At 52.7% G+C, this 12,189-nt stretch carries 8 protein-coding genes, 1 tRNA gene and 1 pseudogene; 5 read left to right on the top strand and 5 right to left on the bottom strand.

Annotated elements, in window-relative coordinates:
* Positions 1 to 157: 157 nt before the first annotated feature.
* From ABJ205_RS11350 to ABJ205_RS11340, 3 genes are all read right to left on the bottom strand, one after another.
* Positions 158 to 2,512, bottom strand: coding sequence for a TonB-dependent receptor (locus tag ABJ205_RS11350; RefSeq protein ID WP_348160140.1), 2,355 nt, complete (start codon positions 2,510 to 2,512; stop codon positions 158 to 160).
* A 411-nt stretch (positions 2,513 to 2,923) separates the two neighbouring features.
* Positions 2,924 to 3,991 carry a serine hydrolase gene (locus ABJ205_RS11345; protein ID WP_348160138.1) on the bottom strand — a complete coding sequence of 356 codons (1,068 nt, stop codon included), beginning with the start codon at positions 3,989 to 3,991 and terminating at the stop codon, positions 2,924 to 2,926.
* A 216-nt stretch (positions 3,992 to 4,207) separates the two neighbouring features.
* Positions 4,208 to 5,143, bottom strand: coding sequence for an alpha/beta hydrolase (locus ABJ205_RS11340; protein WP_348160136.1), 936 nt, complete (start codon positions 5,141 to 5,143; stop codon positions 4,208 to 4,210).
* Between the two features lie 258 nt (positions 5,144 to 5,401).
* On the opposite strand from ABJ205_RS11340, the gene ABJ205_RS11335 reads away from it, so the two are divergent.
* The 3 genes from ABJ205_RS11335 (at position 5,402) to ABJ205_RS11325 (ending at position 9,610) form a co-directional block, all read left to right on the top strand.
* Positions 5,402 to 6,820 (top strand): MFS transporter, encoded by a 1,419-nt coding sequence (locus ABJ205_RS11335; protein ID WP_348160134.1) that lies wholly within the window; start codon positions 5,402 to 5,404, stop codon positions 6,818 to 6,820.
* Between the two features lie 400 nt (positions 6,821 to 7,220).
* Positions 7,221 to 8,729 (top strand): FAD-dependent oxidoreductase, encoded by a 1,509-nt coding sequence (locus tag ABJ205_RS11330; protein WP_348160132.1) that lies wholly within the window; start codon positions 7,221 to 7,223, stop codon positions 8,727 to 8,729.
* Positions 8,726 to 9,610: a hypothetical protein gene (locus ABJ205_RS11325; RefSeq protein ID WP_348160131.1), complete on the top strand. Its 885-nt coding sequence runs from the start codon at positions 8,726 to 8,728 to the stop codon at positions 9,608 to 9,610. The genes ABJ205_RS11330 and ABJ205_RS11325 overlap by 4 nt, the downstream gene beginning before the upstream one ends.
* A gap of 189 nt (positions 9,611 to 9,799) precedes the next feature.
* Here the strand turns inward: ABJ205_RS11325 and ABJ205_RS11320 are convergent.
* A pseudogene (locus tag ABJ205_RS11320) lies at positions 9,800 to 10,516 on the bottom strand (IS6 family transposase).
* Between the two features lie 165 nt (positions 10,517 to 10,681).
* Positions 10,682 to 10,771: transfer RNA gene (locus ABJ205_RS11315), tRNA-Ser, on the bottom strand.
* 64 nt (positions 10,772 to 10,835) lie between these two features.
* On the opposite strand from ABJ205_RS11315, the gene ABJ205_RS11310 reads away from it, so the two are divergent.
* Both ABJ205_RS11310 and ABJ205_RS11305 read left to right on the top strand, forming a co-directional pair.
* Complete coding sequence (locus ABJ205_RS11310) at positions 10,836 to 11,879, top strand: peptidylprolyl isomerase (protein ID WP_348160130.1); 1,044 nt, start codon at positions 10,836 to 10,838, stop codon at positions 11,877 to 11,879.
* On the top strand, positions 11,872 to 12,189 hold the full coding sequence (locus ABJ205_RS11305; protein WP_348160128.1) for a DUF1905 domain-containing protein: 318 nt from the start codon (positions 11,872 to 11,874) through the stop codon (positions 12,187 to 12,189). Before ABJ205_RS11310 ends, ABJ205_RS11305 begins: the two co-directional genes overlap by 8 nt.

The following is a 12,189-nucleotide window of genomic DNA, read 5'->3' as shown; positions in this document are numbered from 1 at the left end:
CTTCGCTGGTAAAGCGAGGCAATGGAAACCCTTCGAGAATTGCGTGATGCTGCAATCAGCAGCTGCGATACCTTGGCGGCAGGTAAGCGATTGCGATTTGCACAAAAAAAGGGCGGCTCGCAGAATATGCGAACCGCCCAATCTTGTTTATTTGCCCTTAAAAGTCTGCGGTCAGACGCATGCCAACTTCCCGCCTGTCTGGCAGACTGGTGAATGCCCGCGTGAAGCCTCCGCCGTTGGGTGCGAAGAAGCTGGCACCGGTGGCGCCGGCATTCTGCAAAGTATCGTCTTGGAAGAGGTTTTCGACGAATGCTTCAATCCGTAAATTATCCGTAACGTCGGCACCCGCTCGTAAGTTCACTTTCCAGCTGGAGCCAATCTGATTGTAAGCAAAATTATCGACAAATCGGCTACCTTGATAGAGCGCATCACCTCGCAGATAGAGTTCTCCGGTTGGGATCGGAAATGCATAGCTGGCGCCAACTGCTCCAGACCATTCGGATACATTGGCGGGGCTGTTACCCGAACCAGAAAGGGTGTTCACCCCTGCGTCCGCGAATGCGGTACAAGGCACTGTACTCGTGAACGCGCTTGGACAAAGTACGAGTGCTGAAACACTGCCTGCGGAGCCAAGCTGAACTAGGTCGGCATCAACCCAGCCAACGCTTCCGAAAATTTGCAGGCCATCAGTAGGAGTAAAAGTGACCTCGAAATCAACTCCCGTATACTCTGATTCTCCATCCAAGTTTGCCGACACGATGGCTGGATTACCCCCTACATCGACTCCGGTAAACGTGTTTCCAAATGGCTGGTTATCCCATTCCAGATAGTAGGCGGAGATACTGAAATTCAGCCAATCCGCGACCCGTTTCTTTAAGCCGATTTCAAATGCATCGACCCTTTGAACGCCAGTGAAGCTTCCAAAGTCCTCTGGATTAGGAATGGCATCTGGCAAGACGGCCAACACAGCATCCACATTGGTGATTACTGAGTTCAACGAACTCTGCGTAAAGCTTGCATAGATATTCAAGTCGCGATTTGGTGAGTACGATAGGATCGCACGTGGCATGAAATCTTGGAACGAATTTTCATCGGTCGTAGTTTCCGTGGCATCCAAAATGCTCTGCGTATCATCTACCCAGCGACCTTCGAAAGAAAACGTCAGTGCATCAGTGATGTCATAGTCTAACGTTGCAAAAATCCCGAAAGCTTCATTGTCCTGAAAATCAGCAGGAACAAAAGCGTTGCCGTTACGAAATTCTTGTTCGTAATAATTGACCCCAACTTCAAAACGCAGACGCTCGTCCCTATTCGAAGAAAAGCGGAGTTCAGCGAATGAGTCCCGTGTGAAATTAGCAAATGCGAATGTATTATTGAAGAACAATCCGTAATTCAGATCTTGCAGGCTGCTAAGCTCAGATTCTCCGCGAGTCACGAAGCCCCTAATCTGGTGACCACCAGCCGTTTCAAACTCCGCACTGAGGTTTGCACGCCACACAAGGTATTCATTGCCCAAACCGTCAGGTTGATTGTCAACAAACGGAGTAATTGTGCCAGGCAGTGCACTGAAAAAGCCACCACTAGAATCGCCAGTGGCGGTTGCAGTGAATCCAGCAGCATCCGGAATTTGACCGCAGAATATCGTGATCGTGCTGTTGCTGAGGTCGGTACTGAATGGCGATTCCACTCCAGTAATACCATTCAACGTAGCGCCGTTGAACGTTTGGTTGCAATCGCCCGGAGCGGTCGTTGCTGAAACACCTTGCGCATTGGTCGTGTCTTTTGAATCGACAAAATAGCCCGTGGCTTTGACCTGGAAGTTTTGGGTGACGTCGAACACCGCGGTTCCGAAAATAGAGAAGGTATCTTCCTCACCATTCGGATCGCCATTTGCATATTGGTAATCGGCGCCCCTGCGTTCATATGATGATGCAACGCGTAAGCCAATGCTATCTGTAATTGGACCGCCAATTGCAGCAACGGCGCGATAGCTAGCTTGCTCCCCTGTGCCAGTTCCTACGCTGCCTTCCAATTCCGCATGCACTTCAAGTTCGTCGCCAGGCAACTTAGGAACGAAATTGACCGCACCTGAAAATGTATTTCGCGGAAAATAAGCCACTTGCGGACCTTTGATAACCTCCACTCGCTCTACATCGATGAACTGAACTAAGCCGGCGCCTTGCGAAATAAAGGAGCCGTCAAAAAATATCCCGCCTGTGCGTGATGCTGCACCGCCAGCCTGCTGCCGAATTCCGCGGAATTGGATCGATGAACTGCTTCGTCCACCGGCTTGACCATCTGAATTTTCAAATGTGAACCCTGGCGTGTAAGCTGATAGGTTTTCGATATCGGAAATGCCCGCGGTATCGAGCTGTTCTTGCGTTTGAACAGAAACCGACACGGGAGCTTCGAGTAGCGTCTCTTCGCGTCCACGCGCTGTTACGATGATGAGATTTTCGTTGGAAGATTCTTCGGCAGCCTCTTGGGCCGAAACCGAATTGACGGGAAACACTACAACTGCTGGTGTCAGAATGGTGAACAGAGCGAGCCTACTCTTGAGTTTCTTGGCCGGCCGGAAATTTGACATAATTCTACACCCCCTGATACATTTTATTTTTTGTTCATACGCGATGAATTTCGTAGTTAACCTAAGTTGCCGGACGGACGTCGAGTAAGCAAAATCATTGTGTCGATGGTATGATAGAGGCTGCCTATTCTGCGACTTCACCAAGCGCCCTAACCCCAGCATTCACCAATGTTCGAACGGGAATGGTCTTCTCGGCCTACCGACAATGTGCCGGAATTTAGCACTTTGTGTGGATGCCTGACGCGCCATTGGGACACCAAATTTTGAAAGTCTGCTGCCGTTGCAGCCCCATTCATACGACGTCACGAGATCCGGAATTCATCGAATTCGGCCAGTTCATTCGGTTTTAGAGGGTATTCTTTCTTCAAGGCCTCTAAGAGCCAAGTTCACCAAAACACCGTCGTCCCAAGTCAGGCTGATTTCACCGGAACGAGCAATTATCAAGCCGGCGGATGGGACAACATAAACCCGCTGCCCACCAAATCCATCAAAGAAATTCACATCGCTAGCCAGGTATGGCTCGGCTTGCGGAACAGAAAGCTCTGAACTTGGACCGTAACTGCGTTCCGCCGCATAAGGCGAGCCTATCCATGTTTGCAGACCATACTTTGGATTATTGGCGGACGGTGTTTTTAGAGCGACTATCCAGGCGCTCGGCAGAATTTGCCTCCCGCCAAATTCACCGTCTTGCATTATCATCAGTCCCACACGCGCCCAATCGCGCAAATTGGCATCAAGAAACGCATAAAACCGGGGATCACCTTCCTCATTTTCCAACCAAAGCAAAGCGTCTTTTGCGCCAATAGGGCACCAAATTCGCCTTAAAACATAGGATGCATGGTCCTTCTCTCCGTTCGCTTTCAGTGCTCTGTGCAATGCCACTCCAGCGAGTTGGGAATCGGTGTTTTTGTAATGGAATTGTGTGAATGGCTCTTTCCACTGCTCCAAAGACAATGCGACTTCAGACACATTTTGCGAGAAATTGAACTTCAGCGCGCGCCATTCGGATTGCTCCAACGCTTCAAGCCCGCTGGACATTGTCAAAAACGCTCGGAGTGGAATTTTGCCACGCGGATCATTTGCCCATTCTTCGATATAGTCGCCAATGGGGTCATCAATCGAATGAATGAAGCCGTCTTCTATCGCAGCTCCATACGCTAGCGCCATCACGGATTTATGCATTGAGAACGAGAAAAAGCGCGTATCTTCATCCGCTCCGTCGCGATATGTTTCACCGACCACCTTGCCATCGACAAGGACTATTAAAGCAACACCGCCCTGGCTTTGGGAATAGCTCTTCATCTCAGCAAAAATATTGGAAGGAAGAGGGGTGTCGCTTTCGAAATGCGGCAATGGATCAGTCGCGCAGCCTTTGACAATCTGACAAGGTTGGAATTTTTCCACCTCAACAACCGACCCACCCTGCGCGACCCAGAGATTTCTTGCGATCGTCCCGTTCTAAGCGATTAGGATAAGCGCTACGAACAGGAGGAGGACAAGTATGGCAGATACAGCTTTGATTATTTTCTTAATGTGTAGCTCCCTAGCAATCTTGGGCAATTGCACTGGGCCCGCAATTAGCATGCGCACCCGATAAGTGCGGCGAAACAGACCTTATTTCTATTTTTGCCCCTTTTCGTAGGCACTTCGTACAAACGATGCCAGCGCTTCGTTGAATTCCTCGGGCCGTGTTGCGAATGGAGAATGCCCTGCTCCTTGAAGAGTATGAACCTTCAGGTGAGGGACAACGGCTCTAAGCGCGGCAAGCCCGCCTTGAGAAACGGAAGGATCTCTGCTTCCATGTATAACCATGACCTCCAACTCAGCTAGAAGCCCAACGATATCGGTGTTGTCCATTGGATGACTTTGTAAGGGCTCTCGGACATAGGGCGGGACCATCAAAGCCAGTTGATGCGCTCTTGCCTCCCACTCCAAATCCTCGCCCCCTTCCGTCAGCAACGGGATAAAGAGCTCTGTCGCCTCGCGCTGATTGGCGAAACTGGGCGAACCACGCAATTCTCGCATTCGGGTGATATTCGCTAGGACCATTGGATCGATGCCGCCGTCAGGAGGAAAGAATGGGGTAAAGCCGCCAAGCGCTCCGACCATTACGATACCTGAAGTTTTGGCCGTCCCGAATGTCCGCAAATAATCGGCTGCAACCAAAGAGCCGTAAGACCAGCCAACTAAAGTCGGGCGCTGAAGACCAGTCGCCTCCATGACACGAGCGACATCTTTCGCCCAGACTTCAGGGTTGTCATACGCCGATGTCTCGCTGGGTTTGCCAGAGAAGGCATGACCACGCAGGTCAAAAGCGACGATCCGGAATTCCTCTGCAAGCTCTGATTCAAGTTGCTTGGAGAAACTGCTCGCCCCCATGCTCAGGCCATGGAGAAATAAAATCTCAGGGCCATCGGGATTGCCGGTTGTTGTCACAGCCAACGGGACGCCGCCTTCACCTTCGACGTAAAACGAATTGGCCAAGACAGCAGGACTGATAAGGAATGGCAGGGCAATTAGAATGACGGCGAAGATATTTTTGATAAAGATGTTCATCGGCCTCTCTCACATGCGATCTTGCTAAGACCGTGAGGTACTATCGCATTCTACCCAAGCTTCTCGTCCAAATGTTTCTTTCTATGTGATGATAGCTATTTTTGATTTGAGTCTGACTAAAATAAGGTAACTGATTAGCGTTGCGTTCTGTCCGCTACCTTACCTGGCCATTGAAGGCCTCTGCTGCGCGTTTTCACTATGGTGTTGCAATGGCACGATATGGCTGGAAATAATCTATAGTGTGGTCAACACAGTTTGATGCCCAAGATCAATCATGATGACGGATCGTATCCCGAGCAGCCAATGCCGCGTGGGATACTGTTCGCATATGGGGCGCCAGCGGTCCCGCTTCAGGTGTTGCTCACGCCACTCTTGATATTCCTGCCCACTTTCTACGCAACCGATTTGGGACTTGGCCTTGCCGCTGTCGGAACCTTGTTTTTGCTGGCCCGTGCTTGGGACGCGGTCACGGACCCGATCATCGGTGCCTTGTCGGATCGCACCAAAAGCCGGCTCGGTAGGCGCAAACCTTGGATCATCGCGGGCACGCCCTTGCTGATGATCACGAGCTATTTCGTGCTTGTGCCTGCGCCCGATATGACCCTCGCAACCGCTGTGTTCCTGATCGGTTTATTATATGTCTGCTGGACCATGGTTTTCATCCCCTACCAATCTTGGGGCGCGGAAATTCAATCAGGCTATGAGGAGCGAACGCGAGCGGCCGGATTTAGAGAAGGTGGAGCAGTTCTTGGCGTGCTGGTTGGAATTGGCATTCCCTTGCTTTTGATTGATCCGATCGCAGAACCCGTTAGAAATCTAGTTTGGCCGAATGGGACCGGGCTCGATGCGTCGCTGCGGAGCTTGCATCTTGTGATCTTCGTAACCTTCATTGCGCTTTTGCCAATCGCATCGGCGGCTTCCTGTTTTTTCGTGCCGGACACAATGCCCAAGCAACTGCCGCGTTTCTCTTGGAAGCAAACAGCGACGATCCTTGTCCGCAACAAACCCTTTCAGCGGCTTTTTGCAGGCTACTTTGTCGCGCAGCTGGGCTTCCTTGCCTTTCTCTCGGCGGTTCAGATGCTGATCACTCGAGCGCTTGAAATCGAGGCGTTTCTTTTCTTGATCTTTCTGCAGAATATTGTCGCCGTTTTGGCGGTGCCCCTTTGGCTTCGGTTTGCGAAACGTTTTGGCAAACGCGAAGCCTATTGCGCTTCCTTGCTGATAATTTCCGTCGGCTTCTTCGCACTTGCCTTGATACAACCCGGCGATCTCGCGATGGCCGTGGCGGTTTTCCTGTTCAACGGATTGGGTTCCAGCGGCAAATTGATCCTTCCCGCTTCGATCGCCGCAGACACGGTGGACTATGACACGCTCAAAACCGGTTCAAGCGAAGCGGGATCGCATTTGGCGCTGCTCAACATGGCCAATAAGGCCACGTTTGCGATTTCGATTGGAGTGACATTTCTAGCTTTGTCAGTGACCGGCTTTGACCCAGCATCGTCAACAAATTCGGAAGCCTCGGTCGACGGTCTCTTGATCGTGGGCACACTTGTCCCAGCTTTCTTGGTCTTATCCGGCATGCTCATCATGTGGGGATATCCGTTGTCCAAAAGCCGCCATTCCATCATCCAGAGAAGGCTGGCACGCCGCGTTCTTCGCTCCAGGACTGATGCCTGAGTGAACCAAACATCGAACTGTTTCAACACTCTATAGCTGATAACCGCGTTCGATCTGGAAGATGCAGCAAATTACAATCTGTATCGCTCAAACAATCCCGTGCTTGTTCAGGCCGCCGTTGGCAAATACGTCAACGCAAATAGGTGGCCTCTATCAGGCAATCGATACAATGACATTGCGCCCTCCTCTTGTGTTCTGCAACTTTGCCATAGTGAAATCGCTTTTGGTCGCACAGCTGATTTTGAGGGAAAGGGATAGAGATTCACTTCAATGTCTAATCTCTGCCAAGCTCATTAGATCAGCTCGATCCCAAAAAAGCGCCGCATTCACCGTCAGCTCGAGACAGTGGCATGGTTGCCCTGCCAAGTCTCATCGGAGCGTTTAAGAATTGAAAGGCCTTATGCCGATGATTTTGTCACGCCGTAATTTTGTTCACCAGTCTGCTACTGCTTTGGCCCTAGCAAGTTCTGGGTCAGCGTTTGCACGTTCACCTTTGGCCGAAGAGAAATCCGACGTGATCGTAATCGGAGCCGGTTTGTCGGGCCTGAATTCCGCGATGATCCTGCGCGATGCTGGTTACAAGGTGCTTGTGCTTGAGGCAAACAATCGGGTGGGTGGACGCGCCTACACAGCCGATGATGTGGAAGGGCGCCCAGAGTATGGGGCTAATCAAATTGGACCGCAATATGCCCGATTGCGAGGCATGGCTGACAAGCTGGGGATTGAGTTAAAGCAAGGAGCAAACCTAAACGCGCCGTTTGCATTTTCGCTTAATGGTAAATTGATCTCGAAAGAAAGTTGGCCCGATTCCGAATTCAACCTGACCAAAGGGGAAGAGCGCGCGTTGCTGCCGTCCCAATTAATGGGACATTACTTGCTCAAAAACGATCCATTCAACGCCAGTGGAGATTGGTTGAAATCATCGGCAAGCGCCTATGATATCTCGCTCGGAACGTGGTTTAAGAGTTTGGGAGCTTCACCGGCGGCCTTGTGGCTAATGGATCAAGGGTTGATTGCCCCTGACCTTTGGAGCGCGTCTGCTCTCGACAAATTGCAAGGCATACCGAGAGAATATCTCGCGACTTTGAACAACGCTGGATCGGATGTGCAAGGCAATTCTTTCGAGCAAGCCGCTCCGGTTAGTTCGCGCGTAGCGGGAGGGACCCAGCGTTTACCCGAGGCGATGGCGGCTACTCTTGGCGATGCAGTCCGGCTTAACCAACAGGTCGCGCGGCTGGATACAAATGAAACCGGGGTCGAGGTGCGCTGCATGGATGGAACGCGGTATAAAGCGGATTTTGCTGTCAGCGCCGTCCCGCTGACTGTATTGCGCCGAATATCGATCTATCCCAATCTAAGTGGGAGCCAGCGCGAAGCTGTCGCGCTTACACCTTATGCAAGCACCACATTTGTTTATCTCAACGTCAAAAGGCGCTATTGGGAAGACGATGGATTTGACGCCTCTTTGTGGACTGATGGTCCGGTAAACTCCATTCGGCAACCCTTTGATTATACTGGATCGCGCGAGCGCTTGATCGCGGTTTCAACCGGATTGAAGGGCCAACGGCTCGATCAACTTCCACCGAAAGAGCGCGGCGAATTTGTGCTCAAACAAATCGAAACTCTGCGCCCGGCCGCCGAAGGGCAGCTTGAAGTATCCGGAGTGCATTCCTGGGCACAGGAACCGTTTAGCGCAGGGTGCAGCAGCGCTCTTCCCGCTGGGCATACCCTGCGATTTGCCAACGCTTTGGTCGAACCACATGGCCGGATCCATTTTGCCGGCGAGCACACCAAACGGCTGGAGGTTGGAATGGAATCTGCGATGGAATCGGGAGAACGGGTTGCCTCTGAAATAATGGGTCGATCACAAAGCACAGCCAACCCAGCTGTTGAAGGAGCTGAAGAATGAAAAGACCATCAACCTTCGGACGCCGGCCGATTGTCACTGCGTTGACCGCAGCCGCGCTGTTAGGGGGCTGCGGAGCCGGGCCGCTGACGCCAGCTATTCAAGCGCAAGCAAGTACCGAGGCGGCGGAGTCCAGTGGCACGCCTGAAAGTGCATTACCGCCAACTTCGACATTGCTACGCCATTATCAAGGTACCACCGTTTGCACGGCGCCAGATGGCAGCCATTGCGGCACCGATTATTGGAGTATGTATCGCCACAAGGATGGTTCGAGGGTAATCCATGTCGCTTCAGAGACGGCGCGCGCCGGTGAAGTACGTCATGCCAGCATTGTCATAGAAGCCGATGGCGTAGTTGGCGAAGCCTTTATGCACAATCGTTCACAAACACAGGCTTTGGGCTCTTCCTATGTCATTCAGACTGACGAGGGTGTGGAACAGACAATCCATAATAATGTAGGGCTAGGCACGCCGAGCGGAATCGAACAATCCAAAGTCGCATCGGATAGCCCTCGCGAAGCGCGCTCGATTGGCGTGGGGCCCGCAGCCAGCGATGGGATACACTTTTTCAATGTCCGGCCCGAGGCGGGCGAAGGACAAGAACATCAAGTGTTCTGGATGGGTGGCAGTTTTGGCGGATCAATGGCCGGTGTTTTCCGTTCAACCACATACACTTCGATGGGCGAAGAGGCGATCACGATGCCTCAAGGATATGATATTCCAACCGATCATTACAAGATGTCCAGCGGGTCAGAAGTCTGGCTGACTAAGGATAGCCGCATTGTCGTTCGCGCAGATGTGCGCTTCGGGCCGGGCCCAGCGATGCGTTATGAATTGAAGGACCTGAAGGTTACTCCGCTCAGCACACCCGAGCCTGCGCCTTAACATTCAGAGTGAGTTGCGCAGTCAACCAATCCAGTCGGCATAGGCACCCCATGCGCTTGTTTTATTCCCCATTTCACTCTTTCGTTCACAAGGTTATTGTCACCGCGAATGAATGCGGCCTGTGGGGGTGCTGTCAGTCTAATCGCAACTTGTCTGCGATTGGCGCAATTGTGGCAAGGTCTAGTGAAACTACGCAGCAAGATTTTGCCACTCAGCCAGTGCGGCTGAGCGGGCGGTCTTGTAAGTTTGTCTGTCGATTAGATGGCGTTCTGAGTTGAAGTGGTTGTGGATGTTGGCATGGAGCGAAGCGAACTTCTGCAATGATTTCATCTGCCTGAACCGTAGCATCGCTCGCTCTCGTCGTCGAAATGGCAAGTGCGAGTTTTCGACCCGATTGTTCTTCCAGCGCCCTACCTCGCGGCGGCTTTCAATCCCGAGTTCGCGCATTGCGGCGGGATAGGATCTAAGTCCGTCGGTCACGATTTGCTCGGCCTGTCCAAGCTGCTTCAGCGCTTTGCGCAGGAACTTCAATGCGGCCTTTTTGTCCCGCTTTTTCGTGACATAGCTCGCAAGAATCTCAACTTCGTGATCCACCGCACGCCAAAGATAATGCGTCTCGCCATTGATTTTCAGGAATACCTCGTCGACATGCCAGCGCCAGTTTCAAAAGCCGCGCATCCGGCTTATCCGCTGCCGTTTGATATCTGCTGCAAACAATGGACCCAACCTGTTCCACCACAGCCGCACCGTCTCATGGCAAATATCTATCCCGCGCTCGGCAAGTAGATCTTCAACGTTCCTCAGCGAAAGCGGGAAACGAACGTACATCATCACAATCAGGCGGATAATCTCTGGCGATGAGTTGAAATAACGAAACGGACTGGCTGATTTCTTAGGTCTAGGCATCGCCCTGTCCTAGCTACTCAGTTTCAATTTTCTATTAGGTGCATTTAGTTTGACAGCACCCATCAGCAAGAGACACGCGAACGTGACGAGTTATAGGCCGTAACCCCGCGCAAACTGGGGCTTACAGGGAAGCCGAAATCACCAGAGACTTATGCTGGGGGTTGGTGGCGGAGACGGTGGGATTCGAACCCACGAAAGAGTTGCCCCTTTACACACTTTCCAGGCGTGCGCCTTCGACCACTCGGCCACGTCTCCGTTGGAGGCGCTCCCTAAACGCAGCGGGCTTGAGGTGCAAGCGCTGTAGTGTCATGAAAGTAAGATGAAACACGCAAGGCTCGCCGCCGCCGCTCTGATCGCTCTTTCAACGCCCTTTTGGGCTCCGCTTTCCGCGCAAGAGGAGACGGAAGCCGCGCCCTCGCCCAATGAAATTGTAAACGCCGCTGCTGCTAAGGAGTGGGTGCAGATTGAGGCGGAAGATTTGCTGTTGATGACACTCACGCCTGACCGCGACGGGAATGCCCGCGAGGTCGTGATCCAGTTGATGCCCGCGCCCTTTAGCCAAGGGTGGGTCGAGAACATCCGAACCCTAGCGCGAGCGGAGTGGTACGATGGGACCAGCGTCAACCGTGTGCAGGACAATTACGTCGTACAATGGGGCGATCCAGGGCACGACAATCCGGAAGGCAAAGATATTGAGACGAAGCCTTTGCCTGAAGGGCTGAATGTGATGGGGGAGGACGAGTATTTTGAGCAATCGCAAATCCTCTTGGTCGGAAGACCAGCTCCGCAAACCGAAGCAAGCATTCGTGAACGCGACGACAGGCGATTTCAAACTTGGCGATCGAGCGATCCCTACGCCCAAGAACCATTTCAGGGTGTCAAATTTCAATCTGGATGGCCGATTGGGTATGATGTAAAAGGGCGTTGGCCTGTCCATTGCTACGGCATGCTGGGCGTGGGCCGGAACTACTCCCCCGACACTGGCTCAGGCGCAGAGCTCTACACCGTCATCGGCCATGCGCCGCGCCACTTGGACCGTAACATCGCGCTGGTTGGTCGCATCATCAGCGGGATGGAGCATCTCTCCTCGCTGCCGCGTGGCTCTGGCGTGCTGGGATTCTACACCCAAGAAGAGGCCGACAAACGCACGCCGATCCTCCGGGTTCGGGTCGCCTCTGACCTGCCTGCTGGCGAACAACCTCAGTTTGAATACCTCGCCACCGAAACCGAAACTTTCAAGAAGTACGCAGAGGCCCGCGCCAATCGCCGCGATCCGTTCTTTATTGTGCCAGCGGGCGGCGCCGACATCTGCAATATCCCAGTGCCCATTCGCGCCGTTTCCAACGCCGCTGCTGATGAGTGAAACCGTGACAGCCACCCTTCCCCTTCGCCGCTGGCAGGGGGAGAAGGCGACCTATCACCTTGTGAGTTTTACCGGCGATGAGGCCGAGGCGCTGACCGGACATGCGCTGATGCAAAGATTAGAATTGGGTCGGCGGCGCGGATTTGGCTCGGTCAAGGTTACCGCGGCCATTGGAGAGACAGTTTGGAAAAGCAGTGTCTTTCCTCAAAACAAGCAATCCGAATGGATCCTGCTCATCAGCAAAAAGGTGATGAAGGCCGAGGATCTGGCCCCGGGAGACGAGATTTCGGTCAGCGTTACGCCGCTCTAG

The organism is Erythrobacter sp. (assembly GCF_039988855.1).
Lineage (GTDB): Bacteria > Pseudomonadota > Alphaproteobacteria > Sphingomonadales > Sphingomonadaceae > Erythrobacter.
This window is presented reverse-complemented; position numbering and strand designations above follow the sequence as displayed.